This window comes from Fusibacter sp. QWL-12 (genome assembly GCF_058683495.1).
The window spans coordinates 59,271-82,917 of the sequence record NZ_CM178745.1 but is presented as its reverse complement, the minus strand read 5'-3'; the positions used below and the strand labels follow the sequence as shown (position 1 = coordinate 82,917).

Genomic DNA, 23,647 nt, shown 5'->3' with positions numbered 1-23,647 from the left:
AATATCGTAAATGATTAAAATATCCTAATTATGATTAGGATGGAGGTTTTTGATGGTATCGCAATTTTTCGATCAGCTTTTAGACCAGTATGTATTAGACCCTACAGGGGTATTACCGTACGCCTATTGGAAGGCACTCATTAGAATCTCGCCAGAAGAGAGCAACTACATGGTTTCTGAAAATAATCTACAATGGATATATGGTGCAAAGGGTGATTGTTTGGAATTTGCTTGGCAAAAGATGGATTATTCTGATATTCCTTTAAACCAACTTGCATCCAATTTTGACATAATGATGATCAACGAACGAATGCTGAACAGTATTAACGTCCCATTTAGGAAGCTAACTCCATTTTTTAAGTTAAAACACGACCTAAAACAAGTTAAGTCTGTTATCCTACCAGAGGGATATCGGTTTTGTAATGCAGTGTTTCCTGACGAAATACATATCATTTCGGAGTTTATCAGTAATTGCTATGAACATATTAAACCATCAGAAAAGACAGTATTCAGCTGGACGAAAGAAAGTGTATTTGATCCTAGCCTTTGGATTTGGTTATTGGATGAAAATAGTAATAAAATAGCGCTTGGTATCGCTGATTTTGATTCAAATGTACTTGAGGGGGCACTGGAATGGATACAGGTGCATCCAGATTACAGGGGGCTAAAAGCTGGACAGTATATCGTTGAGGAGCTATTAAACCGACTAAAAAGCAAAGCGAGTTTCGTTACAGTATCCGGTGAAGCCGATAACTTGACAAACCCAGAGCGGCTCTATCGAAAATGTGGATTCAATGGTGACTCAGTATGGTGGGTACTTGAAAGAATCAAATGATAGTAAGTAGGAGCGAAATATGAGTTTTTCTATCGATGATTTACGTGAGCATTCTAATTTACCTGGTCCTAGAGCAAATTTAGAGCTTCTATATAACTTTATAGAATTTGCAACTGTAGAAGAGGTTGAAGCTTGTCTTCAAGTGAAATCAAGTAATCTACAAAATACGCCAGATGAGTTTGTATTGGCCTGTGGTGTCGCAGCAGGGATTTACTTGAGTATGGATAAATGTCATTCTTTTTCTTTTGAATTTATGCCTTATGCCAATCATGAAAGTTGGCGTGTACGCGAGAGTGTTTGCATTGGCTTCCAAAAATCTATAAAAATAGTTTCTTCGCAGGAGTTTGTCCAAACCTTAGAACCTCTTATAACTGGAAGTGATTTAGAACTTAGAACCTATATCGCAACCGTTTCAGAGCCTGCTCTTTTAAATGGCTATATTGATTCTAATCGCATTCTTGATGATTTATACACGATGACACTTTCAAAGTTCAAACACGATCAAAAATTGAATGAGGCAGAAAAAGTGTTAAGAAAAGCATTGGGTTATTGCTGGAGTGTTGTTTTGTGTGGGAAAGATGCAGATCGATCCAAGTTTGAACGACTCATGGCATATAAGACATGTAAGCATATTCGATGGATTATTACAGAAAATCTCAAGAAAAATAGGCTGTTGAAAATGGATGCAAATTGGGTAGAACTACTTAAGTCTCAATTGTAGAACGGATTGGTGTCAGGATGTGGCCGTACCATATTACTTGATTGAGTGTGAATTTAGTAAAATAATTGATAAAATCAAGTTTGAGTACATAAAAACGAAGCAATCTCACAAATATAATGAAGGAGATCAACCAATTATGATTATTTGGATTAATGGTTCTTTTGGGAGTGGTAAGACATCCGTGGCAACTCGACTTCATGAAAAAATTGAAAACTCGTTTATCTTTGATCCTGAAGAAACTGGGTTTTATTTGCGCAGTAATTTACCTAAAGAAATGCTCAAAAATGACTTTCAAGATATTATGTTATGGCGCAAATTGAATTACCACATTTTACGTGAAATTGCGACTTATTATAGTGGTACACTCATCGTGCCTATGACTCTTGTGGATCAAGTCTATTATGATGAAATTATTGAAAGGCTTCGACTGAAGAACATCGAGGTAAGCCATTACTTTCTATGGGCTTCAAAGGAAACCCTAAGAGAGCGTTTGCTTGGACGAGGAGAAGATGAAGAGGCTTGGGTTTTTGACCAAATCGAACGCTGTTATATTGATCCAAATAATAAAAAATTTGAAAAGGTCATAAGTACAGAATCGGTAACCGCTGAGGCTGTCTCAGAATATATATTGGCAGACCTTGAGCAGTTGTATAATCGGAAGTTTTTTTAGTAAAGGGAGAAAATATGAAATTCAAAATTAGCATTATTCTTTTTGATCAATTTGAACTATTAGATGCATTTGGTCCAGCGGAGATTTTTGGAAAAGAGGCGTCGCACTTTCTTTTAAAGTATTATTCAAAGAATGGTGGTGTTGTAGAAAGTGCCCAAGGAACAAAGATACTTACTGAAAGATATGTTAAAGAGGATGATTATATAAATGTACTATTGATCCCAGGAGGTCAAGGAACGAGAGATTTAGTGGCAGATCGAGATTTTATTGCATATATAGATGCACTTTCAAACTACTCGAACTATACGCTATCCGTGTGTACTGGCGCTGCACTTCTTGCAAAAACCAAGCAGCTTGATGGAAGAGAGGCGACAACCAATAAACGCGCATTTGATTGGGTTACTGATCAAAATCATAAAGTGATATGGAAACGAAATGCAAGATGGGTTAAGTCGGATCATTTTTATACTTCATCGGGCATTTCAGCCGGTATGGATATGACGCTTAGATTTATTAAAGATGTTGTTGATGAAGCAACCGCACTTAAAATCAGCCATAGAATTGAATACATCTGGAACTCCAACAGTTGTGATGATCCTTTTGCTATTGATTCGCTTGTGGCAAAATAAAAAAGGAATGGCATTAAACCATTCCTTTTCTGTTAACCTTTTTTACTGTAATAACGAGACTGCATTTGGTAAACCATACCCATACCCTGGATCAAATCCTATTGGACCTAAATCTGTGCTGATCAGCTTCAATATGTTTCTGAAGCTATTCAAGTCTGCACCTGGATATTTATCTTTGTAAAGTGCAGCAAGTCCAGCAATGTGTGGTGTTGCCATTGAAGTACCATTTAGCGTTTTATAAGTACCACCTTTATACGTTGAAAAAACAGATACACCAGGTCCTACGACATCAACTTCATTACCAACTGATGAAAAATAAGCTAAGTTATAAAGTGAATCGATAGCACCAACAGCAATCGTACTACTATATGCACCTGGAAAGTCAACATCTGTGCCATCGTTTCCTGCAGCTGCAACTGTTATTATGCCCGCTTGTTCAGCTGAAATTAGAGCTTGTTCAAGTGTTGCACTTCCGGTGTTTGCACCTAAACTCATGTTAATAACATCCATATGATTTGATATAGACCAATCAATACCTCTAACAACATCTGAAAGATAACCGCTACCGCTGCTACTTAATACTTTCACCGCATATAAGTCAACTAGAGGCGCAACTCCCACAACTCCAATATTATTGTTTAAAGCACCGATAATACCAGCAACATGTGTGCCATGGCCGTTATCATCATTATAGCTTTTGGCGCTTCTAACATAATTTTTACCGCCAACGACTTTTAAATCTGGATGTGATAAATCAATCCCAGTATCAATTACAGCAACTTTAACACCTGCACCTTGATAAGATGCCCACATGTTAGGCGCCTTAACTGCATTGATGCCCCATTCTATCGTTTGGGTTGGCTGTGAACTGGTTGGTTTACCATTTGAAATTGGTTTGCCGATAACGTATACGATCTGGTCAGGTTCTATGCTACGAACGTTGTATTTTTTGGATAAGCTAATAATGGACTGTGCATTCCCTGTGGCGATAAATCCGTTAATATTTTCAAATTTTTCTACAGAAATACCATGATTTGTGAAGACTTCCTGAACTTTTTCGTTAAAGTTGTTCTCCGAAAGCAAAATGAGGAATCGATCATTTCTTACTTCGGAAAAAGATGAAGTTGTCGCCAATGAAACGACTAAAACAAAAATAAGCATAAAAATAAATGCTTTCATTTTCTTCACCTCCAATTATATTATGTATACCCATTTTACTGAAAATTATTCTCGATTATCTTTATCTACGTAGGTGTATTCATATTGTTAAATATTTATAGTCAGTGAAAAATAAAAAGCTAGACAGATTCACTTAAAGGAGAGTTTACATATGAAAATTGCATTATTAATTGTACTGTTAATTGCCAATATTCCGATATACAAATTTCTTAAAAATCACTTCTTTGAAGATGACAATGATTTTAATGAGTCATTAAACTATCTCTTTATTCCCAATATTATTTCACTTTTTAGAGGTGAATATGGCAAAGACTTATATGCAGAGTTTAGATTTGGATTATTGATATTTCTAAGTATTGTAGTGGTCAGTTTTGAATATTTCATCCTAGCGGGAATCCTTTCTATTTTTATACAATGAATGATTTGATTTTGAAAGAAGGAGGCGAAATGAGGACTTTATATGAACAGATAAATAACAAGCTTGATTACATAGATTTTGGCCAATTGTGGGAAGGTTTTGAGCGAACGGACTTTGCGTTATACGATCAAGAATGGGTTTATCTGAAAGATGGTAAAATTAATAAAACAGATCAGTTTATGGGAAATACATCTATTAATTTTGAAGGAAAACAAGTTGCCATTTGGCATGTGACAGAAACTGATCTTACTAGCATAGATTTACTCACTTCAAATATTGTACACGAAATGTTTCATTCTTATCAGCTTAAAGCAGGTGAAACTAGGTTTAGCAGTGATTTAGAAGGTTTGTCGTATCCTCTTGATGCCGTAGTTTTAAATATGAAGAAAGAGGCTTTTATGCTACTTTCTAAAGCCTATCGTGAGTTAGATTTAAGTAAAAAATATGAGATCCTTAAATCCTTTTTCTCATTACGACGATACCGTTTCACATTATTGGGTAGCTATGCGGATTATGAAAAAAGCATTGAAACCATTGAAGGGTCAGCAGAATATATTGGGCTAATGGTATTAAAGCTAATTAACCCCGCACTTTATGAAGAGAAGGTAAACAACGCACTCAGCAGACTAGAAGCACTAGATCAAGGCTTCTTAGAGGTTAGAAGAATCGCGTATTTTTCAGGAATGATTTTAAACTTGATTGCAGATGAGCTTGGTTTAAAGTTTAAAGATAAGCTTGAACCGAACTTGCCCTTTATCTGTAATCGAATAGATGCTCAGGTGGATTCAACGATTATGGCGTCTAAATGGGCGTCTAGAGATTCGCGGATTGATGTATTAATTTCACAAAGAGAAGAAATGATTCGCAGTGAGATGAATAAGGTTTTGAATAGCAGTATGTGTGTTGAAAAATCAGGTCAATTTAAAGCGAAGGCATATGACCCCATGAACATGAAACGCTTAGACCGATTGGTGTATCATAAGCATTTTCTCGGTGTTGCAAATGATAATGCAAAAGGCGATATGGTGATAATGAAGGGGCCAATCGTCGCCGAGTCAGATGGTAAGGATTTTTCAAGCTATCATAGACTATTTTATTTAGAGGAAGAATAATGATAAAAATTAAAGTGCATGATGCCAAATCAATAGGTGATGAATTCCTAAACGGTTTTGACAGATCGGAATCCGTCTATTATGCTTATAGGAAGACAGAGAATGGATTAAAGCTAACCGAGGCAAGATATGATGAGTTTTGGGACAACGAGGACTTAAAAAAGCAATCGCAGTCATTAAAATCGACAGTTATAAGTGGCGGTTATGTCGTTGCAATCCATGATCCTAGTAGCCTTCGCGTGTTAGCATTCGCTGCACTTGAGGCTGGAAAGTTTGGTCAAATGAAAGAGTATGTTAACTTGTCAGCACTTCATGTGAGTTGTGAATCGAGAGGACTAGGATATGGCAGAGTCTTGTTTGAGCACTTGAAAAGCTATGCGAATGACTTAGGGATTGAGGCTTTTTATATCTCAGCTTCGTCTTGTGAGAATGCGCAGAATTTTTATCGCAAAATATGCTGTGTTGAAGCAGAAGAAATCAACCGAGATTTAGCAGAAAAAGAACCCTATGACGTTCAAATGGAATTTGTATTAAAGTAGATTCATCAGATATATATAGTTAGGAGCAAAAATTGAAAACGAGAATGAAATTGATTTATGGCACATATAACCCTGCTAAAGTAGAGAGTATGAAACGAAGAGTGGCAGGGTTAGATCTCGAAATTATTGGATTAAATGAAATAGAAAATTCGCTTCATTCTCCCGAAGAATCAGGAGAAACACCGATAGAAAATGCGACGCTTAAGGCCGTTGGTTACTTCGATCAGCTAAAAGCACCGCTTTTTTCTTGTGATACAGGACTCGTATTTGAAGGTGTCGCTGAAGAAGACCAACCGGGAACCATGGTACGAAGACGAGACGGGCAAAGCTTCACTTATCGTGAAATGCTGGATTATTATAGCGAAATGGCAAAACGTTACGGTGGTAAAATTACTGCTTACTATAAGAATGCGATTTGTCTGGTTTTAGATGATGCAACGGTCATCTCGTATGATGGTGAGGATTTGTGGTCAGAGCGTTTCTACGTGGTTGAGAAACCACACGAGAGATATAATGAAGGCTTTCCACTGGATTCGCTATCTGTAGAAATTAATAGCAATCAATATTATTATGATCTTGAAACCGGTATAGGTGAACCTGATCTTCAAGAGGATGGCTTTGTGAAATTTTTTGAACGAATTAAAAGTGAATATTTTGAAGGGGAGTAGGCAATGGAAAATTCAGTTATGATACGATCCGCTAATCCAGAAGACTCTGGTTTTTTTGCCAAAATCATGCGATCAAACATCCCTTTATATGATCCAATTATGCCAGGTGCATTTGAAAAGTACGCTGCATTTATAGAAGTCCAAGGCATACCCAAAACCTATTTTAGTGAAATAATAGAATATAATAATTTACCAGTAGGGATAATAGGTACCATCAAATTAACAGAGAAAATTTGCTATTTGTTAGCATTTTACCTTTTTAGGGACGTTCAAGGAAAAGGTATCGGAAAAACTGCATTAAGAACATTAACGCATCGATTAAAAAAAGATGGTTTTACTCATATGATTTTGTTAGCACATAAGGAAGCAGATTGGGCAAGACAAATTTATGAAAAAAATGGATTTGTCTGTATTTCAGAGGAATCCACTGAAATCGAAGCGTATAAAGAAGGCATACTCAAGAATCAAATGATTAAGAACTGTGCACTTTATGAGTATATGTTTTGATGGAGGTGCCATGAATGTTGTGTACATAGATCGATACGGTACTATTTAGAATGATTGCCCAGACGCATTTAACTCTATTCTAGACGTTGCAAAGGAGATCTCACATGAGTAGTTATGATAAAAAGTTTCACGAAAAAACTAAAAACGAAGAACCAAGAACTTTGGCGAAGAAGCTTATGGAAGTACTTGCAAAGCCTTCAAGAATCATAGATTTAGGCGCTGGAGCTGGTGTAGATGCCAAACACTTTATCGAAAATGGACATACAGTGATAGCAGTGGATCGTGAAACAACTGTACTTGAGGATCTAAAAATCGAGTTATCTAATAAAAACATTAATGGACTTGAGGTAGTTAAGGCGGATTTATATGAAATGAAGTTGCCTCAAGTTGACTGTGTCTACGCAAGTTTTAGCTTGCCATTTTGTCCAACCCAATTATTTGAGCAAAGATGGCATCAACTTGAAGCTCAAATACCTAACGGCGCTACCATCGCAATGATTTTCTTTGGGAAAAACGACTCTTGGGCAGAATGGACTGAACGATTTACATTTCACTCAAAGTCCGAAATCGAAACGCTTTTTAAAGCATACGATCTCATACATCTTGAGGAACTTGAAAATGAAGGGACGAGTATGCGACCAAATGGTGAAATTGTGACCAAACACTGGCATACTTTAAGTGTGATAGGACGAAAGAAGTCGATAATTTAGGAAATGAACCTACTTTTATCGGAATTAATCAATTAGCAAATAAAGAAGTCAACTGTGAATTCACAATTGACTTCTTTTATTTTTAATTAAATTATTTTTCAGGTTCATCTGTAAACTCAAACAATTCTTCGACGGTGACGCCAAATACCTTTGCTATGTCCATAGCGAGCTTAAGTGAGGGGTTGTATCGACCATTTTCTAAGTGAACAATGGTTTCTCTTCTGGCGCCGACCAGCTCTGCAAGTTCGTTTTGTTTGTAACCGGCTTTTTCTCTGTATGCTTTAATTTTTGTGATTAGTGCCATATTAGACTCCTTTACTATCCATGATGGCAAATAGAACCGTACGGATGACAGACATTAAAAAGATAGAGATAATGATGATCCAACCCATTTGTGTCGTTGTAATCGCATCAATATGTCCTAAAACGCCACCTGCCCAAGCAGTAATAATCATCGCTCCTAAAAACAATTTCAAGCAAATGGAATCACATCTTTTTAGGTTGTGCTCAGCCATTTCGTCGATACCTTCACTTTTATATTTCTTAATACGAAATAGTTGAAATATAAAGAATCCTATAACCACAACACTTAAAGTACCTTGAATGGTTTGATAATAATCCTTCCAGTCCGATCTAGACCACATCCAATAATACACAGCAAGGATAATGGTATAGATAATTTTAGTTCCGACGATTTCTTTTAATGTAATTCTCTTATTCATATTAGTATCTCCTTATGTGATATATTTCGCACTTTTGATGTTACAAATATATCACACGAGCTTAATGGCGTCAACTATAAAGTTATAAATATTTCACATTATTTTCAACACATGCCTTTCATAAGTTGTGATGAAGCCTTAAACTCTTTTCAATAGCACAAAATTAAGTTATAATATCGAAAATCGATGAATCACGTAAGGAGAAACGACTTGATGATAAAAGAGATACTGGCCTACAATGAATCGTTTGTACAGCAAGAAGCCTATAAACAGTACGAGACAGATAAGTTTCCTGAAAAGAAGATTGCAGTGGTTTCTTGTATGGATACGCGACTCACTGAACTTCTACCTGCAGCGCTCGGGATTAAAAACGGAGATGCAAAGTTTATTAAAAATGCTGGTGGCGTGATTTCACATCCCTTTGGAAGTGCAATGAGAAGCCTTTTGATTGGCATCTATGAACTGGAGATCGAAGAGATCTTGGTAATCGGTCATACGGATTGCGGGGCGAGAAGAACCGACAGGATTAAGATGATCGATAAAATGACAAGTAGAGGCATTGACCCGAAAAATATCGATATGATTCGTTATTATGGTGTCGATTTTAATCAATGGTTGGGGGGATTTGAAGATCTAGAAAAGTCTATCTTGAAATCAGTTGAAATGATTCGCAACCATCCTTTGGTTCCTGAAGAAATTAGAATTTATGGGTTAATTATTGACTCTAATACAGGTAAGCTGACTTTAGTAAATGAAATTAATGTATAAGCCAAATTAATGTCTAAGCAAAATCAATTGAAAATTTAAATCCTGCTATCAAAGTGGTTTATAAAACGACTAAGAGGCAGGATTTTTTATTCTTAAAATTTTCTTAGATGTCCTAAAGTTATTTGTGAGATAGAAAATAGATGATATCATAATTATATAAGACAGAACCTTAGGAGGCATTATGAAAAGGTATGCAGTACCGTCGTTAGCGAATCTTAGAGATTTAGGTGGCTATCCAACACTAGAAGGCGGTTACACACAGTACGGTAGAATATTGAGAAGTGATTGTCCTAAGAATTTCGATGATACGGATATTAAAGCCATTGAAAAACTACATATCGAGACGGTCATTGATTTTAGATTACAAAAGGAAATTGATTCCGCGCCAAGCTACTTTCAAAATCATCCTAGTGTGAGTTATCACAATTTAGAGTTTAAAGTAGGACATGAGCCACCTAAAACTGAAGAAAATTTAAGTGAAATCTATCTAGAGATGATGGAAGAAAAAGCGACAATGCGTTCCATACTTGAAACGATTTCGGATGCAAAAGGGCCTGTGCTATATCACTGTGCTGTGGGAAAGGATCGTACTGGAATTGTCACCGCAGTGATTTTAATGCTCTGTCATGTGCCAAAAGAGGATATTATTGCCGATTATCAACTCTCTGCCACTTATCTTCATAAAGAAATTAAGGCTTTTCACGAAGCTTTTCCACATATCGAAAAATGGCGTGGGGGTTCGAAACCAGAATACATGCAGAGATGCCTTGAGTTATTCTACGACAAATATCACACCGTTGAGAACTATTTGGACAGTCTTGAACTTAAAGAAAACACCGTAGAGAAAATCAGAGTTAAGCTACTTGGCGTATAAGAAAAGAGGAAATATGCAATACATTGGCAATCAGAGCTTTTGGGATCAAAAGTTCGAGCAGAGAAGTGGTGGCATTATGTCACCAGAGAAGTCACTAGTTGAAAATATAAACTTACTTCAATTTGGTTCAGTCTTAGACGTCGCTTGTGGCGATGGTAGAAATACCATTTACTTGGCAGAGCAGGGTTATGCGTTGACAGGTATTGATTTTAGCAGTAAAGCTTTGGTTAGGCTAGGACGTTTTCTACACGAAAAGAAGCTCAAAGCGAATTTGAAATTGGTAGATTTGTCTTCAGAGTGGCCATTTGATGGGCTAGGAATGTTTGATAATATCGTCATCAACCATTATCGATTGGATGCTAGTAAGTTATCTCAAGTCGCGGAGCATTTATCTGAGGATGGGATTTTGTTTGTATCTGGATTTGGAGAGCATCATAGAGTAGATGAACGCATCCACAGTGAGGATTTGATTAGAATAACAGATTTTGATGGTTTAAAGGATCAGTTTGAGTGGCTCAAAAAAGAAGTGACTACAGATGAGCGTGGTGGATTCGTTACCTTCATCTTAAAAAAAGTTAAAGCATAGATAAAGTAACTTTAAAATTGTCTTTGATAATAATTTTAAGCCGTGATAGTGTGAAACTAACCTAGGAGGCTTTATGAATTATGAGATGATGTTTAAAAGAAAATCGTTTAGACGATTTAATCCTGAGCTGAACTTGACGAGTGAGGAACTGGAAAGTGTTGAATCCTACCTAATGCATATGACTCGCTTTCTCTCTGCTGATCAGTCACTTCAATATAAAATCGTCCAAAGAGAACAAACGACCTGCAAAAGAGGTGAATACTGTATTCTTATCTATTCTGAGCAATCAAGATTAGCTTTGATGAATTTGGGATATGTTATAGAACAGCTGGATTTCTATTTAGCAAGTTTAGGTATAGGCGCTTGTTGGTATGGCATGGGAAAAGTCGAAAGCATGCATAGGCATGAAGGGTTGCCGTTTTCAATTATGCTCGCTATCGGTAAAGCTGAACCACAGGCATTTCGTAAAGATTATAAAAAGGCAAAACGAAAATCCGACGAAGAGCTTTGGGAGGGTGAAGCCATTTATGGAATCGATGGCATGACTTGTGTAAGCTATATCAAGTATGCCCCAAGTACCTGCAACTCTCAACCGTGGTACTTTAAGGCTGATAAAAATCAGCTGACAGTCCACATAAAACCGAAAGAAAAGATGCTCGTTCCAAAAGAAAAGAGACCATTTTACAATTATATCGATTTGGGAATACAGTTGATTTGTTTAGAAACGTGGTTTGACCATCATGGCTATAGTTATGAACGGCGAATAATGGAAGAATCGAATCAATTTTGGGTTAAGTATTCTTATAGGAGGCGACATGGTGATTAAAGGAACTGGAAGTTGTCAAAATTCACCGAAGAACCAGAAAGTAGAAGAAGCTCTTACAGCTGTTTTTGAGAAAGATAGAGGTGCATTAATCGACCTACTTGAACCTGAGGTTGAAATTCAGATTTTATTCTCAGATGAGGTCATTAATAAAAACAATGGTATAGAGAGTATTATGGAAATGGATTTTCCCTTTGATAGTGGAAAGATTGATTCCGCAATAAGTCACGGTAAGTTTGGTGCGGCTGAAGGTAAGCTTTGGTCTAAGTCAAAACGATACCGTTTTAGCTTTCATTGTACATTTACGAACTTAAAAGCTGAAAAAGTGAAAGAGATTTTGATTATGATAGGTAAACTAGATCATTAGCAATAAAATAAGGTTTTAAATAAGGATTTGGAAAGAGGATTTATGTCATTGAAATTATTTGGAGAAAAAGAAAAGAACATTGAATATATACCGAGACCAGGCGCTTATGGCATCGCTTTGAATGCTGCTGGAGAAGTGATGATCATCGAGATTCCAAATGGCTATCATCTGCCAGGTGGCGGTATAGAGGCGGATGAGTCTGAAATTGAGTGCCTTAAAAGAGAGTTTATAGAAGAAACAGGATATGAGATCACCATCGTAGAGAAAATTGGAGAAGCGAAACAGCTGACGCAGTCAATGAAGAGTATGAATTATTATGAGCTATATGGTTACTTTTATAGAGTTGAGTTAGGTGAGAAGGTGGCTGAGCCGATAGAGGACGACCATACCATCGTTTTCGTATCGCCACAAAGTGCGATTGCGTGTCTTTCGCTTGAGTATCAGGCTGAGATGGTAAAGCGTGCCACTGAGAATTGATATCATGTTATAAAATTATCACTATGGGTATAGGTTAAAGATAAATTGCATCAACCTTTGATGAATCACCTGTTGGAGGTGACCTATGAGTGAAAATTTAGCGACTAAAAATCTTGTATCAGCTGTGGTTAAGGCCATTGATAAATACAATTATCTATTAAAGGACCATCACAGAAGAACGGCATCTATCGCATTTCAACTGGGTAATATGTATGGCTTAGATAAGACTGCACTCGATAATTTAGTTCTAGCTGCGTCCTTACATGATATTGGCGCATTGAGTATCACTGAGCGAGATCGATTGATTGAAATCGATGTTGAAGATCCCAAACCACATGAGGAGCTCGGTGCAAAGATGCTAGAGGGTTTCAAGCCTTTTGAACGCGTTTCTAAGATCGTTCGGCATCATCACATTATTTATTCTGAGGTGATCGATGGCAGCATAGATGCAGATGAAGTGCCTTTTGAATGTTATCTGCTTAACTTATCTGACCGCATCGATGTGTTGTCACTCAGATACGCTGAAGATGAAAACAAACTCTATCAAATTAAAATGGAAATTGAAAAACGCTTTGGTAAGGTGTTCAATCCATTACTTAAACCGACGTTTGATGCACTCGTCTCTAGTGAGGAATTTTGGGAGAACATTGAGAGCGAAGCTTATGGTGAACTATTATTTTTATCAATCGATGACCAGTTCCAAGAAATAACACGTGAGGATGTCAACGAACTGGCAGTGATCTTCGCCAAAATTGTCGATTTAAAAAGCCATTGGACATCGACGCATTCTCAGACGGTTGGAATGCTGGCAAATAAGATCTGTAGAATGATGTCACTGACTGAAGAAGACTGCTTCGACATCACCATAGCAGGCTATTTACACGATATTGGTAAAGTTTCTGTGCCGACTGAAATTATAGATAAGCCTGGCTATTTGGATGACAATGAGTTTAAAACCATGAAATCTCATGCGTTATATACCAATATTATCCTGAACTCAATTCATGGATTTAACCGAATCACTAAGTGGGCGTCATCACATCATGAAAAACGCGATGGTTCTGGTTATCCAAGAAAGTTAAGTGAAAACCAGTTTGATATTCAAATGGACATATTGGCTTATGCAGATATTTTCTCAGCACTTACTGAGGATCGCCCTTACAGAAGTGCACTTGGAAAAGAAGAGTTAGTTGAACTGCTCGCTACATATGCACCAGAAAAATTATCGATGGAGGTCTACCAAATTATTCTAAACAATATCGATGAACTCTTTGAATTTGTTCAAAATTTAAAGGCTTGGGCAGGCAGTCAAATGTGTCTCTTAACGTTAAAGTAAAAGATTTAATGCAAACTTTATTAATAAATACATGTCCTAAAGTCTAAAGTAAGTGATGATCATCACTGTTTTAGACTTTTTTTCATGAACTAAATGAACAAAAAGATTCAATATGACCAGAATATTGATAAAGTATTATCAAATTTATATACTCCATTTGTAGATCAATGAATTAGAGTATAGAACTCTAAAGACAACATGGAGGATAAAATGAGAAAGAGCTTAATCTGGGTACTCATTCTTACAATGCTTACAGTGGGTGCATTAGCAGGCTGTAGCAAATCAGAAGAGACAATTAGTGAAGCAATTTTTAATGCTGGTACTTATGAAGGTGAAGGTCAAGGACATGCAGGCGTTATAAAAGTGTCTGTGGTTGTTTCTGAAACTGAAATCGAGAAAATTGAACTAGTAGAATTTCACGAATCAGAGTTTGCAGTTGATCCTGCAAATCAATTATTAGATAAAATTCTTAAAGCAAACTCAGGCCAAGTAGATGGCATAGCTGGTGCGAGTTTAACGTCTAAAGGTGTTTTAGATGCTGTAAATGACGCGTTAGCAAAAGCTTATGTTGAAGGTGCGAATCAAGCCATCGAGACAACTGAGTCTGAAAAAGAAGCTGTTAAATTAGAAGATAGAGAAACAGACATCGTTATCATTGGCGCAGGTGGTGCTGGCTTAACCGCAGCTATAGAAGCGACACAAAACGGTGCCAAAGTTATCGTCGTTGAAAAAATGCCTATGGTAGGCGGTAATACAAAATACGCAACAGGTGGACTCAATGCTGCTGAAACAAGTGTACAAAAAGAAAAAGGCATCGATGATACAGTTGCGATCTTCATTGAAGATACAATGAAGGGTGGCGGCAATTTAAACAACCCTGATCTTGTAAGAGTCCTTGCAGAAAACTCAGCAGGTACTGTGGATTGGTTAATGAGCTTAGGCGCAGACTTAACCGATGTTGGTAGAATGGGTGGCGCTAGTAAAGATAGAACACATCGTCCAACAGGTGGTGCACCAGTAGGTCAGCACATCGTTGACGTATTATATGCAAAAGCACAGGATCTTGGTATTGAGATTTTGTTAGAAAGCAAAGTCGTTGAAATTATTGGCGATAGCAATGCTGTAAGTGGCGTTGTAGTAGAGTCAGCAAATGGTAACTTCAATATTAACTCGAAAGCAGTTATCGTTGCTACAGGTGGTTTCTCAGCAAACAACGAGCTTGTAGTGAAATACGATCCAGCATTAGAAGGATACGGCACTACGAATCATCCAGGTGCAACAGGAGATGTTTTAGAGTTTGCTAAAAACTTAGATGTTGCTTATGTGGACATGGAACAAATCCAAACGCATCCAACAGTTATGCCATCTAACAACTACATGATTACTGAAGCGGTTAGAGGAAATGGTGCAATCTTAGTCAATAGAAATGCAGAGCGTTTTGTTAATGAGTTAGATACTAGAGCAGTTGTTTCAGACGCTTTATTAGCACAAGAAGGTGCAAGTGGCTATCTTTTCTTTGATCAAGGTGTAAGAGAATCTTTAAAAGCAATTGAAGGTTACTATAAAAAAGGCTTCTTAATAGAAGGCGAAACAGTAGAAGCAATTGCAGCTGAGCTGGGTTTAGATGCAGCGACACTTCAAGCGACTTTAGACACGTACAACGGCTATGTTGCTGAAGGCACAGATGCTGACTTTGCGAGACAAGATATGGCAAGACCAGTTAATGTTGGCCCATACTATGCAGTAGAAGTTGCGCCAGCAGTCCACCATACAATGGGTGGTTTAAAAATCAACACAAATGGTGAAGTTTTAAATAACAGCGACATCGTTATCAGCGGTTTATACGCTGCTGGTGAAGTTACAGGTGGCGTTCATGGTAACAACCGCTTAGGTGGTAACGCTATGGCAGACATCACAATTTTCGGACGTATCGCAGGTAAAAATGCTGCTTTGTCTGTGACACAATAGAAATTCCTCATAACCAACCTAAATGAAAAGCAGGACCCCAATGCATGAGAGAAGAGAAGTCTTCTCTTTTTGCATTTACATAAATATGTTAAAATATCTACGACTATATAAAAAGGTGAATTATGAAATTACAATATAAAATGATGGCTTTGGTGACCACATTGGTGGTGACGTTGGTAATGGTGCTGGTTGCGGTTATGTATAGCACCTGGTTTGATTCTATACAAAAGCAAGTTGCTCTCGATGCTATGGATCAAGCGGTTATCATCGCTGAAAACAGAGATGTACAACAGAATATGACCTTACCTAATGGCTACTTAGCAGTCAATCAAGCGGTAGAAAGTCTCTACCTAAAAACGGGTATCCAGTATCTCTATGTGATCAACACAGAAGGACGATTCTACGCGCATCCACTACCAGAACGGGTCAATACTAAACTTGGCATCGATGAAATCAAAGGTGATTTGCTGAGCAGTACGCCCTCGTATTATTACGCGCTATCCCTAGATGCCACAGTGGAAGGCTATGCGCCAATCTATACCGATGGTGTGAAAACTGGCATAGTCGTTGTCGGCATTTTTAATGGAAGAGTTTTGCAGACGATGAAGGGTCAGATCATTTGGCTAACCCTATTCGCTGGTGTTGCCGTAGGTGTAGGGGTTATCAGTGCATATCTCTTATCGAGAAACATCAAACGCGATACATCTGGTCTTGAACCAAGTGAAATTGCGCTTTTGCTTAAGCAGAAGGATATCATCATCGAGCAGATCGGCGAAGGCATCCTTGCAACCGATCATAAAGGACATTTTATTTTGGTAAATGAAAATGCAAAGCTTTTACTAGACATGTCCATAAAAGAAGGCGACTCGATTTCAGAGCTACCTTTCCAGCTCTATCTTACTGAAGCTTTTTGGCGAGATAAAACAACCTTTCAGTTTGAATGGCGTCTGCCACAAAGTAGAATCCTTGTGGTGGGCATTCACAAGCTCCTTCAATTCCATGATAAACTGGGCTACCTGATTAAAATTGAAGATATGAGTCTTGTGCGAAAGCGTGCTGAGGAGCTTACTGAGATGAAACAGTTGACGCATGCTCTAAGAGCTCAAAATCATGAGTTTATGAACAAACTACATGCCATCTCTGGTTTAATTCAGCTGGGTGCTGATACAGATGCGCTGGCATATATTGAAGCGATTACCGCACCAAGACAAGCTATGTTAAAAGCGATTCAGGATAAAATCAAAGTGGCTTCAATAGGCGGCTTACTGTTGACGAAGCATTCAAGGCTAACAGAGAAACAAATTACGTTTACAATAGATGAAGAATCGTATCTGCAGAGTTTACCTGAGCAAGCTAAGGAAGAGGATTTAACCTCTATACTGGGTAATCTAATCGACAATGCAGAAGAGGCAATTCAGCCGTTTGAAGAAAAGCGAATAAAGGTTGGCATCTTTCAGGATGATGATACCTTGACCCTTGAAGTTTCAGACAGTGGTCCGGGGATGACAGAAGAACTGATGGCCAAATGCTTCGAAAGAGGTTTTAGTACAAAAGGCGAGGACAGAGGATACGGTCTAGATATCGTAAGAAAAATAACAGTGGCGCTTGGCGGACAAATCAGTTTATCCAATGATCATGGACTGGTTATCGTCATCACAATTCCTATGAAACGGAGTAACGCATGAGAGTATTAATCGTTGAAGACGATCCTATGGTGAGAACCATTAATAAAGGCTATCTTAAAAAAATCGATGCCAGCTTTGAAATCTATGAGGCGAGTTCTATTGAATCTGCTAAGGCAGTGCTTGAGACGGAAAACATACAGTTGATATTGCTCGATGTTTATCTTGGTGAAGGCAGAGGACCTGATCTTTTAGCTTGGGCGAGGGCGAATGCACTGGATATCGAAGTGGTGCTGATTACCGCTGATAATAGCTATGAAACTGTAGCGACGGTATTTAGACTGGGTGCAATCGATTATTTAATAAAGCCATTTTCCTTTGAAAGGTTTAGTGAAGCGGTTTTCAAGGTGTCTCAGAAGCGATCTGTCTTTTCAGAAAAGCAAAGTATCGTTCAAGAGGACATCGATAAAATGCTATCAACATCGCAGGTTCTTCCTAAAGCAGTGACAATGGAGCGAGATGCATTTATGGAAAAGGGCATCAATCCAATGACGTATACCTTAGTTAAGGAGGCGTTGCTTGAAGTTGGTGAAAAGCAGACCGCTCAGGAAATTGCTGAAAAGACAGAGCTTGCAAGAGTAACGGTTAGACGGTATCTGGAATATATGGTTAGCCTTGACGAAGTCGAAGAACAGCTCAATTATGGTAAAATCGGTAGACCTAATAAATACTATGTTTGGAAGGGGAAAAGCGAGTGAAAAAAGGTTTAATCTTAGGCATAGGAATTTTAATCGTTCTTATTCTAGGTTTGATTTATAAAGGTGCAGTTGTCACCGATACTGCAGATGTTATCGTCATCGGTGCAGGGGCAAGCGGTATGAGTGCAGCGATTGAAGCGAATAATTTAGGGAAAAGTGTCATTTTATTAGAGAAAATGCCCTATGTGGGTGGCAATACCGCAAGGGCGACCGCTGGGATTAACATCGTTGGTTCACCGTTTCAAAAGCTCAAAGGCATTGAGGATAGAAAAGATTTGTTTGTATCGGATGTGTTGGTTTCTGGTCATTCAGAAAATAATCTAATTATGGTTGAAAAGCTTGCAGATGAAAGTGCCAGTGCACTTGATTGGCTAATCGAGATGGGAGCAGATCTTTCAGATATCGGCATATTAGCAGGACACAGCGTTGCGCGTACGCATCGACCATCTGGTGGCGAGCCAGTGGGAAGTGAAATCGTCAGCATACTCAAAAAAACCATCGATGGGTTGGACATCGACCTGAGACTGGAAACCAAGGCGATTGAGATTATAACGGATGCAGGCGGTTCTGTCGAAGGCGTGAAAGTCATTGATCGTACAGGTCGATCGTATACCATACACACTGAAAACGTCATTATCGCGACCGGTGGTTTTGGTGGTAGCCCAGAGCAATACGTGTATTATAATCAGAAGCTAAAGGGCTATAAAACGACCAACAGCCCTAGTGCAACTGGGGATTTTATCGGTTTGGTTGCGCCATTAAAGGTTAAGCTGGTCGATATGTCGTACATTCAAACACACCCGACTGTGTCCTATGAATACGGCATGCTGATCACAGAGGCATTGAGGGGAAACGGTGGTATTCTAGTCAACAATAAAGGCAAGCGATTTGCAGACGAATTAGAAAATAGGGATTTGCTCAGTGAAGACATATTAATGCAGCCTGATCAGGAAGTTTATCTGGTGTTTAACGAAGCCATAAAAAAATCACTTGCTGCTACCAATGACTACATCAATATGGCAATCGTTGACGCCTCTGATACAATCGAAGGACTTGCTGAAAGCATTCGCGTCGACCGTCAAAGCTTGGAACAAACGATAATGGATTATAACCGTTATGTGAATGAAGGTGTCGATCTGGACTTCGATAGAAAATCATTAGAACGGAAGCTAGAGGAGGGGCCATATTATGCCATACAAGTACTGCCCGGAGTGCATTACTGTATGGGCGGGATCTTAATTGATGAACGTGCTAGAGTGATAGACGAAAGCGGACAGCCAATCATCGGTCTATATGCTTCTGGTGAAGCAACTGGTGGCATTCACGGCCTCAATCGCCTTGGTGGGAACTCACTTTTAGATGCCGTGGTGTTTGGTAGAATCGCGGGACGATTGGGTGAAGAGTAAAAGCATAGAAGCATAAAAGCGTAAAAGCAAAAAAATAAAGTACTTAATAATAGCAAAGAAATAAGAATCTAAAAATGAAAATATGAGTTTAACTTAAGAGAAGATTAAGAAATCCCAGCAATCAATAACTTGTTGGGATTTTTTTAGGATTATTTAATCCATTTTTAATACCTGTGTGATAAGTTTGATTTAATAAAGTCGAAAGGTGGGGTTTTATGCTTAAAAGGTCGCTTTTGCATTTCTTTAAGTTCGTGCTTAAGTCAAGCGTGATCATTGGGATTGGACTTGGTATAACTTATTTATTGGATTATTATTTACATACTGGCACTTTTCTTATACCATTTATGTTAGGGAATGGCTGTCTCTTTTGGTTAAGCCATAAAAGAGGCGATCAAAAGGCTGATGAAGATGCTGTTTATCACCATTTATCCTATGCTTATCGTGAGGCTTATCACGAAAAGACCATCAATCGATATGCGCACTGGGGGATATCCGGCGTCGTATTTACGATTGTTGCGTTCATTAATTTTTTATAAGGGGTAATTATGAGTACAAAAGATATGCTTTTATGGACATTGGCTGCAGGTCTAGCGGTATTTGCGCTTTACCAAGTGGTATGGTTTAAAAGCAAGGCTTCTCACACTGGTACAACAACAGGTGAGATTTTGGAAACAGAAACTTCTCGACCTGCTTTCGTTCGAAGAGGAAACGTTAAGCGAGCTACACTGAAATATACTGTAGAAGGCAGAAACTACGTATCAGAAAATAAGATTCAAGTGCCGCTTTCCTTTAAAAAAGGCGACAAGCATAAGGTCTATTATGATACTGAAAATCCAGTGCATCTCTATCCATTTAATCTGATGCAAGTAATTGTATATTTGGTAATGGCAGTCATCTGTGCTGCGTTTACCTTTTTAGTTTAACCAATTAAACGATTGTATTTCTTGAAAGAGAATGCAGTCGTTTTTTATTTTTTTTTGTTGACAATTTTCATTATAGTTAGTACACTAACTATGTGGTTAGCGTGCTAACTAAATGATGGACATTTCTTTTCTAAGGAGCGAATATGTTACCCTATTTGATTATTAAAACCTCTAGACATTTGAGAAATAAACTCGACATTGAGCTTGGTCAAATCAACTTAACGGCAGCACAGTTTTCAGTGCTTAACCGCATACAGATTTCAAATAATAAAGTGCTTGCATCCGAACTGGCTGTTCAACTGGGTTCTGATAAGCCAACCATTTCAGGGATTGTTAAAAGATTGGGGCAGATGTCGTTGATCGTAAAAACACCTCATGAGACAGATCGTCGTGCAGAATACCTTTCACTTACCGAGTTAGGTATAGATAGACTCGATGAAGCAAGGCAAATCGCTGATAAAGTGACAGAGGTTATATTTAGCGATTTTGATAACGAAACGATGGCGACTTTTGAATCGTATCTGGTTAAATTACTTACAAATCTGGAGGGTTAGATGTCCATATTGATAACGGGTTATAATGGAAATGTTGGGAAAGCAGTCGGTGATTATCTGGATGAGATAAAGATACCCTATCACATAGGCGTTCGCTCATCTCAAAAGTATTTAAAGACTAAGTCAGAAAATGAAATTAGAACTCTGAATTTTGAAGACGTCACGACCTTTAATGACGCACTAAAGGGAATCGAATCTGTCTTTTTAATGAGACCCCCTCAATTAACGGATGTAAAGGTAATCTTTGAGCCCTTTATTGCTGCTTGTGTTTCAGAAGGGGTGAAGCATATCGTTTTCTTATCTTTATTAGGCGTTGAAAAAAATCCATTCCCACCACATCATAAGATTGAGAAAATCGTAGAAAATTCAGGAGTAGAGTTTACCTTTATTAGACCTAGCTTTTTCATGCAGAATCTAATAGAGCCGCATGCAAAAGAAATCATTGAAAGAGATGAAGTTTATATTCCATCAGGAAAAGCGAAAATAAGCTTTATAGATACAAGAGATATTGGTGAAATCATTGGGAAATGTCTCATCGATAAAAAGCATCGCAATCAAAAATATACGATTACTGGTAGTGAAGCCATCGACTATTACGAGGTAGCTAAGCGGTTATCGACGACACTTGGCAGAACGATTACCTATGCTAATCCAAGTTTGCTTAGGTTTAGAAAAGATGCTATTTTGTCAGGTGTAAAAAAAGAGTATGCCACTGTAATGACCGTGCTGTACTTGACGACCAAGCTAGGGATGGCCAATCATGTGACACAAACGGCTAATGAAATTCTAGGACGCCCTCCTAGAAGTATCCAAGAATTTATTGAAGATCATAAAGCTGTTTGGAATCTAAAATGAAAAAATAAAACATAAAAAAAAGAATAAAATATTGCTGTACCTTGCTAAAACCTAAATAATATTAGTTATTAATCCTATTATAATTAAATGGAGATTCCACTGATTTACATATTCTAAAATAAAACTAATGGAATAAAGGAGTTTTAAATTATGACAGAAAAGCAAACTATTGATATGTCTAGAATGTGTACTGCATACATTTCACGTACTAATGTTACAGATAAAGATTTTAATATGCTACTTCAGATTTTATTTGATAATTCTGATGAATTTATTTTAGTATCCAGAGAGGATATTAATAAAAATGCTAATCAAGAAATCATATTGAATCAGTTATCACCATATTTAATAGATGTTAGAAAACAGTTTAGCTGGGCAAATACTGAACTTTATATTGATGAAAATACTATACCTGCAACTGTATATTATTACAAAAGTACTTCAGAAGTGATGAAATCAATCATTAATTTATCTAATGGTTTATTTGATTGGGTTCAACCAAACTTTCCTGAAGATTTATCTTTTCGTTATAAAGGCAAATATATATTTACTTCTACTACACATGAAAAAGAATTTACATTTATTGACAATAAACTCAATGAAGTTTTTCTCACCAATAGGAATAAACTGAAAAATATTAAGGTTGATTCTATTCATGAATTTACTGATATTACTTAATAATAAGAATAGGGTATTATTTACAAAAGAATCTGTATTTATAGAGTAGTTATTCTTTGCTAGATAATAACTGCTTTTTTATACTTAAACTTCATTAAAATAGAAACTTAAAAACTTAAAAATATAAAAGCATAAAAACATAAAAACATAAAAACATAAAAACATAAAAATATAAAAATATAAAAATATAAAAATATAAAAATGCTTCATTGTAAAATATATAATAAAAATCCTGCAACTGGCCAAGTGAGTATAAATCATACTTTGGCGTGTTGCAGGATTTTGTTTGTTATTAGGCTTAGTTAGACAGAGTGTTTAAGGTCTTAGATGCTTATAATAATAGATTGCTAGCTGTGTCCGATCTCTTAGCTCTAGCTTTTCAAGTATGGTACTGATATAGTTTCTGACAGTGCCCTCGCTGAGGTATAGTGTATCTGAAATTTCTTTATTAGACAGCCCTTCTGATACTTTTTCTACGATCTGTAACTCTTTTTCACTCAGCCCGATTGTGGCGGCAGACACCGTCTGTGGGCGCGACATCATCTCAGGCAGTCTGGTCATAATCTCATCCCCGTACACATTTTGCCCCGATAACACCGTTTTAACAGACGGTACGATGCTGTCAAAATGCTGTTTCAGTAGATAGCCCTTCGCACCGATCCGGAGCGCTTTTATGATATATTCGTCATCTGAGAAGGTGGTAAGAAACAGAATTTTGGCAGCAGCGTCGTCACTTAACAGTGACTCTGCCGCCTCAATCCCCGTCATCTCTGGCATGCGAATGTCCATTAACAGAATATCTGGCTGGTGCTGCTTATAAAGTGCGATCGCCTCCATACCATTTGTACCAGTAGCGACGATGGTGAGGTCTGGATCAGCTTCTATAATCGTTTTAAGTGACATACATACGATAGGATCGTCATCGACGAGTAGGATTCTCAT

At 37.6% G+C, this 23,647-nt stretch carries 30 protein-coding genes; 26 read left to right on the top strand and 4 right to left on the bottom strand.

The features are described from left to right. Positions 1-52: 52 nt before the first annotated feature. From AC4PID_RS00490 to AC4PID_RS00475, 4 genes are all read left to right on the top strand, one after another. The gene (locus tag AC4PID_RS00490; RefSeq protein WP_492133623.1) at positions 53-835 is read left to right on the top strand and encodes a GNAT family N-acetyltransferase; all 783 of its coding nucleotides are present in this window, start codon (positions 53-55) and stop codon (positions 833-835) included. A 19-nt stretch (positions 836-854) separates the two neighbouring features. Further along, the gene (locus tag AC4PID_RS00485; protein WP_492133622.1) at positions 855-1,556 is read left to right on the top strand and encodes a hypothetical protein; all 702 of its coding nucleotides are present in this window, start codon (positions 855-857) and stop codon (positions 1,554-1,556) included. 136 nt (positions 1,557-1,692) lie between these two features. Further along, on the top strand, positions 1,693-2,226 hold the full coding sequence (locus tag AC4PID_RS00480) for an AAA family ATPase (protein WP_492133621.1): 534 nt from the start codon (positions 1,693-1,695) through the stop codon (positions 2,224-2,226). Between the two features lie 14 nt (positions 2,227-2,240). Then, the gene (locus tag AC4PID_RS00475; protein WP_492133620.1) at positions 2,241-2,855 is read left to right on the top strand and encodes a DJ-1/PfpI family protein; all 615 of its coding nucleotides are present in this window, start codon (positions 2,241-2,243) and stop codon (positions 2,853-2,855) included. Between the two features lie 42 nt (positions 2,856-2,897). Here the strand turns inward: AC4PID_RS00475 and AC4PID_RS00470 are convergent, their stop codons facing one another. Then, complete coding sequence (locus AC4PID_RS00470; RefSeq protein ID WP_492133619.1) at positions 2,898-4,034, bottom strand: S8 family peptidase; 1,137 nt, start codon at positions 4,032-4,034, stop codon at positions 2,898-2,900. Positions 4,035-4,185: 151 nt separating this feature from the next. Here AC4PID_RS00470 and AC4PID_RS00465 point away from each other — a divergent pair, with 151 nt between their 5' ends. The 6 genes from AC4PID_RS00465 (at position 4,186) to AC4PID_RS00440 (ending at position 7,988) form a co-directional block, all read left to right on the top strand. Continuing rightward, entirely contained in the window at positions 4,186-4,452 is a 267-nt protein-coding gene (locus tag AC4PID_RS00465; protein ID WP_492133618.1) for a hypothetical protein, read from the top strand. A gap of 29 nt (positions 4,453-4,481) precedes the next feature. Continuing rightward, positions 4,482-5,564 (top strand): hypothetical protein, encoded by a 1,083-nt coding sequence (locus AC4PID_RS00460; RefSeq protein WP_492133617.1) that lies wholly within the window; start codon positions 4,482-4,484, stop codon positions 5,562-5,564. Continuing rightward, the gene (locus AC4PID_RS00455) at positions 5,564-6,103 is read left to right on the top strand and encodes a GNAT family N-acetyltransferase (protein WP_492133616.1); all 540 of its coding nucleotides are present in this window, start codon (positions 5,564-5,566) and stop codon (positions 6,101-6,103) included. The genes AC4PID_RS00460 and AC4PID_RS00455 overlap by 1 nt, the downstream gene beginning before the upstream one ends. Before the next feature lie 32 nt (positions 6,104-6,135). Next, on the top strand, positions 6,136-6,771 hold the full coding sequence (locus AC4PID_RS00450; protein ID WP_492133615.1) for a non-canonical purine NTP pyrophosphatase: 636 nt from the start codon (positions 6,136-6,138) through the stop codon (positions 6,769-6,771). Between the two features lie 3 nt (positions 6,772-6,774). Further along, positions 6,775-7,278 carry a GNAT family N-acetyltransferase gene (locus tag AC4PID_RS00445; protein WP_492133614.1) on the top strand — a complete coding sequence of 168 codons (504 nt, stop codon included), beginning with the start codon at positions 6,775-6,777 and terminating at the stop codon, positions 7,276-7,278. A 104-nt stretch (positions 7,279-7,382) separates the two neighbouring features. Then, positions 7,383-7,988, top strand: a complete 606-nt coding sequence (locus AC4PID_RS00440) for a class I SAM-dependent methyltransferase (RefSeq protein WP_492133613.1) — start codon at positions 7,383-7,385, stop codon at positions 7,986-7,988. Between the two features lie 91 nt (positions 7,989-8,079). On the opposite strand, the gene AC4PID_RS00435 is transcribed toward AC4PID_RS00440, so the two are convergent. Both AC4PID_RS00435 and AC4PID_RS00430 read right to left on the bottom strand, forming a co-directional pair. Next, positions 8,080-8,292, bottom strand: a complete 213-nt coding sequence (locus AC4PID_RS00435) for a helix-turn-helix transcriptional regulator (protein ID WP_492133612.1) — start codon at positions 8,290-8,292, stop codon at positions 8,080-8,082. Between the two features lies 1 nt (position 8,293). Beyond that, positions 8,294-8,710, bottom strand: coding sequence for a hypothetical protein (locus tag AC4PID_RS00430; RefSeq protein ID WP_492133611.1), 417 nt, complete (start codon positions 8,708-8,710; stop codon positions 8,294-8,296). Between the two features lie 213 nt (positions 8,711-8,923). Here AC4PID_RS00430 and AC4PID_RS00425 point away from each other — a divergent pair, with 213 nt between their 5' ends. The 16 genes from AC4PID_RS00425 to AC4PID_RS00350 all read left to right on the top strand — a co-directional run bounded on the left by AC4PID_RS00425 (position 8,924) and on the right by AC4PID_RS00350 (position 22,705). Further along, positions 8,924-9,478 carry a beta-class carbonic anhydrase gene (locus AC4PID_RS00425; RefSeq protein ID WP_492133610.1) on the top strand — a complete coding sequence of 185 codons (555 nt, stop codon included), beginning with the start codon at positions 8,924-8,926 and terminating at the stop codon, positions 9,476-9,478. 181 nt (positions 9,479-9,659) lie between these two features. Beyond that, positions 9,660-10,352, top strand: coding sequence for a tyrosine-protein phosphatase (locus AC4PID_RS00420; RefSeq protein WP_492133609.1), 693 nt, complete (start codon positions 9,660-9,662; stop codon positions 10,350-10,352). Positions 10,353-10,365: 13 nt separating this feature from the next. Further along, entirely contained in the window at positions 10,366-10,938 is a 573-nt protein-coding gene (locus AC4PID_RS00415) for a class I SAM-dependent methyltransferase (RefSeq protein WP_492133608.1), read from the top strand. Positions 10,939-11,011: 73 nt separating this feature from the next. Continuing rightward, entirely contained in the window at positions 11,012-11,764 is a 753-nt protein-coding gene (locus AC4PID_RS00410) for a nitroreductase family protein (protein ID WP_492133607.1), read from the top strand. Further along, complete coding sequence (locus AC4PID_RS00405; RefSeq protein WP_492133606.1) at positions 11,754-12,128, top strand: hypothetical protein; 375 nt, start codon at positions 11,754-11,756, stop codon at positions 12,126-12,128. Before AC4PID_RS00410 ends, AC4PID_RS00405 begins: the two co-directional genes overlap by 11 nt. A gap of 42 nt (positions 12,129-12,170) precedes the next feature. Next, positions 12,171-12,605 (top strand): NUDIX domain-containing protein, encoded by a 435-nt coding sequence (locus tag AC4PID_RS00400; protein ID WP_492133605.1) that lies wholly within the window; start codon positions 12,171-12,173, stop codon positions 12,603-12,605. A gap of 85 nt (positions 12,606-12,690) precedes the next feature. Then, on the top strand, positions 12,691-13,941 hold the full coding sequence (locus AC4PID_RS00395; protein ID WP_492133604.1) for an HD-GYP domain-containing protein: 1,251 nt from the start codon (positions 12,691-12,693) through the stop codon (positions 13,939-13,941). A gap of 210 nt (positions 13,942-14,151) precedes the next feature. After that, the gene (locus AC4PID_RS00390) at positions 14,152-15,909 is read left to right on the top strand and encodes a flavocytochrome c (protein ID WP_492133603.1); all 1,758 of its coding nucleotides are present in this window, start codon (positions 14,152-14,154) and stop codon (positions 15,907-15,909) included. Between the two features lie 122 nt (positions 15,910-16,031). Next, a complete protein-coding gene (locus AC4PID_RS00385; protein WP_492133602.1) occupies positions 16,032-17,594 on the top strand; it encodes a sensor histidine kinase in 1,563 nt (520 codons plus the stop codon). Further along, entirely contained in the window at positions 17,591-18,289 is a 699-nt protein-coding gene (locus AC4PID_RS00380) for a response regulator (protein ID WP_492133601.1), read from the top strand. The genes AC4PID_RS00385 and AC4PID_RS00380 overlap by 4 nt, the downstream gene beginning before the upstream one ends. After that, positions 18,286-19,695: a flavocytochrome c gene (locus AC4PID_RS00375; RefSeq protein ID WP_492133600.1), complete on the top strand. Its 1,410-nt coding sequence runs from the start codon at positions 18,286-18,288 to the stop codon at positions 19,693-19,695. The genes AC4PID_RS00380 and AC4PID_RS00375 overlap by 4 nt, the downstream gene beginning before the upstream one ends. Positions 19,696-19,910: 215 nt before the next feature. After that, the gene (locus AC4PID_RS00370; protein ID WP_492133599.1) at positions 19,911-20,231 is read left to right on the top strand and encodes a hypothetical protein; all 321 of its coding nucleotides are present in this window, start codon (positions 19,911-19,913) and stop codon (positions 20,229-20,231) included. Between the two features lie 9 nt (positions 20,232-20,240). After that, positions 20,241-20,618: a DUF3592 domain-containing protein gene (locus tag AC4PID_RS00365; RefSeq protein ID WP_492133598.1), complete on the top strand. Its 378-nt coding sequence runs from the start codon at positions 20,241-20,243 to the stop codon at positions 20,616-20,618. Between the two features lie 143 nt (positions 20,619-20,761). Beyond that, positions 20,762-21,172, top strand: coding sequence for a MarR family winged helix-turn-helix transcriptional regulator (locus tag AC4PID_RS00360; protein ID WP_492133597.1), 411 nt, complete (start codon positions 20,762-20,764; stop codon positions 21,170-21,172). After that, positions 21,173-22,027 carry an SDR family oxidoreductase gene (locus AC4PID_RS00355; protein WP_492133596.1) on the top strand — a complete coding sequence of 285 codons (855 nt, stop codon included), beginning with the start codon at positions 21,173-21,175 and terminating at the stop codon, positions 22,025-22,027. It begins immediately after the preceding gene. Positions 22,028-22,177: 150 nt separating this feature from the next. Next, complete coding sequence (locus tag AC4PID_RS00350) at positions 22,178-22,705, top strand: stage III sporulation protein AH (protein ID WP_492133595.1); 528 nt, start codon at positions 22,178-22,180, stop codon at positions 22,703-22,705. A 315-nt stretch (positions 22,706-23,020) separates the two neighbouring features. On the opposite strand, the gene AC4PID_RS00345 is transcribed toward AC4PID_RS00350, so the two are convergent. Beyond that, positions 23,021-23,647, bottom strand: a complete 627-nt coding sequence (locus AC4PID_RS00345) for a response regulator (protein ID WP_492133594.1) — start codon at positions 23,645-23,647, stop codon at positions 23,021-23,023.

Excerpts from the sequence above, each read along its gene's own strand:
- AC4PID_RS00435 (WP_492133612.1), bottom strand. The coding sequence starts at position 8,292 with ATGGCACTAATCACAAAAATTAAAGCATACAGAGAAAAAGCCGGTTAC.
- AC4PID_RS00485 (WP_492133622.1), top strand. The coding sequence starts at position 855 with ATGAGTTTTTCTATCGATGATTTACGTGAGCATTCTAATTTACCTGGT.
- AC4PID_RS00440 (WP_492133613.1), top strand. The coding sequence starts at position 7,383 with ATGAGTAGTTATGATAAAAAGTTTCACGAAAAAACTAAAAACGAAGAA.
- AC4PID_RS00475 (WP_492133620.1), top strand. The coding sequence starts at position 2,241 with ATGAAATTCAAAATTAGCATTATTCTTTTTGATCAATTTGAACTATTA.
- AC4PID_RS00410 (WP_492133607.1), top strand. The coding sequence starts at position 11,012 with ATGAATTATGAGATGATGTTTAAAAGAAAATCGTTTAGACGATTTAAT.
- AC4PID_RS00345 (WP_492133594.1), bottom strand. The coding sequence starts at position 23,647 with ATGAGAATCCTACTCGTCGATGACGATCCTATCGTATGTATGTCACTT.
- AC4PID_RS00425 (WP_492133610.1), top strand. The coding sequence starts at position 8,924 with ATGATAAAAGAGATACTGGCCTACAATGAATCGTTTGTACAGCAAGAA.
- AC4PID_RS00365 (WP_492133598.1), top strand. The coding sequence starts at position 20,241 with ATGAGTACAAAAGATATGCTTTTATGGACATTGGCTGCAGGTCTAGCG.
- AC4PID_RS00395 (WP_492133604.1), top strand. The coding sequence starts at position 12,691 with ATGAGTGAAAATTTAGCGACTAAAAATCTTGTATCAGCTGTGGTTAAG.
- AC4PID_RS00355 (WP_492133596.1), top strand. The coding sequence starts at position 21,173 with ATGTCCATATTGATAACGGGTTATAATGGAAATGTTGGGAAAGCAGTC.
- AC4PID_RS00415 (WP_492133608.1), top strand. The coding sequence starts at position 10,366 with ATGCAATACATTGGCAATCAGAGCTTTTGGGATCAAAAGTTCGAGCAG.
- AC4PID_RS00405 (WP_492133606.1), top strand. The coding sequence starts at position 11,754 with ATGGTGATTAAAGGAACTGGAAGTTGTCAAAATTCACCGAAGAACCAG.
- AC4PID_RS00360 (WP_492133597.1), top strand. The coding sequence starts at position 20,762 with ATGTTACCCTATTTGATTATTAAAACCTCTAGACATTTGAGAAATAAA.
- AC4PID_RS00460 (WP_492133617.1), top strand. The coding sequence starts at position 4,482 with ATGAGGACTTTATATGAACAGATAAATAACAAGCTTGATTACATAGAT.
- AC4PID_RS00400 (WP_492133605.1), top strand. The coding sequence starts at position 12,171 with ATGTCATTGAAATTATTTGGAGAAAAAGAAAAGAACATTGAATATATA.
- AC4PID_RS00455 (WP_492133616.1), top strand. The coding sequence starts at position 5,564 with ATGATAAAAATTAAAGTGCATGATGCCAAATCAATAGGTGATGAATTC.
- AC4PID_RS00470 (WP_492133619.1), bottom strand. The coding sequence starts at position 4,034 with ATGAAAGCATTTATTTTTATGCTTATTTTTGTTTTAGTCGTTTCATTG.
- AC4PID_RS00350 (WP_492133595.1), top strand. The coding sequence starts at position 22,178 with ATGACAGAAAAGCAAACTATTGATATGTCTAGAATGTGTACTGCATAC.
- AC4PID_RS00390 (WP_492133603.1), top strand. The coding sequence starts at position 14,152 with ATGAGAAAGAGCTTAATCTGGGTACTCATTCTTACAATGCTTACAGTG.
- AC4PID_RS00445 (WP_492133614.1), top strand. The coding sequence starts at position 6,775 with ATGGAAAATTCAGTTATGATACGATCCGCTAATCCAGAAGACTCTGGT.
- AC4PID_RS00380 (WP_492133601.1), top strand. The coding sequence starts at position 17,591 with ATGAGAGTATTAATCGTTGAAGACGATCCTATGGTGAGAACCATTAAT.
- AC4PID_RS00420 (WP_492133609.1), top strand. The coding sequence starts at position 9,660 with ATGAAAAGGTATGCAGTACCGTCGTTAGCGAATCTTAGAGATTTAGGT.
- AC4PID_RS00370 (WP_492133599.1), top strand. The coding sequence starts at position 19,911 with ATGCTTAAAAGGTCGCTTTTGCATTTCTTTAAGTTCGTGCTTAAGTCA.
- AC4PID_RS00385 (WP_492133602.1), top strand. The coding sequence starts at position 16,032 with ATGAAATTACAATATAAAATGATGGCTTTGGTGACCACATTGGTGGTG.
- AC4PID_RS00430 (WP_492133611.1), bottom strand. The coding sequence starts at position 8,710 with ATGAATAAGAGAATTACATTAAAAGAAATCGTCGGAACTAAAATTATC.
- AC4PID_RS00465 (WP_492133618.1), top strand. The coding sequence starts at position 4,186 with ATGAAAATTGCATTATTAATTGTACTGTTAATTGCCAATATTCCGATA.
- AC4PID_RS00480 (WP_492133621.1), top strand. The coding sequence starts at position 1,693 with ATGATTATTTGGATTAATGGTTCTTTTGGGAGTGGTAAGACATCCGTG.
- AC4PID_RS00490 (WP_492133623.1), top strand. The coding sequence starts at position 53 with ATGGTATCGCAATTTTTCGATCAGCTTTTAGACCAGTATGTATTAGAC.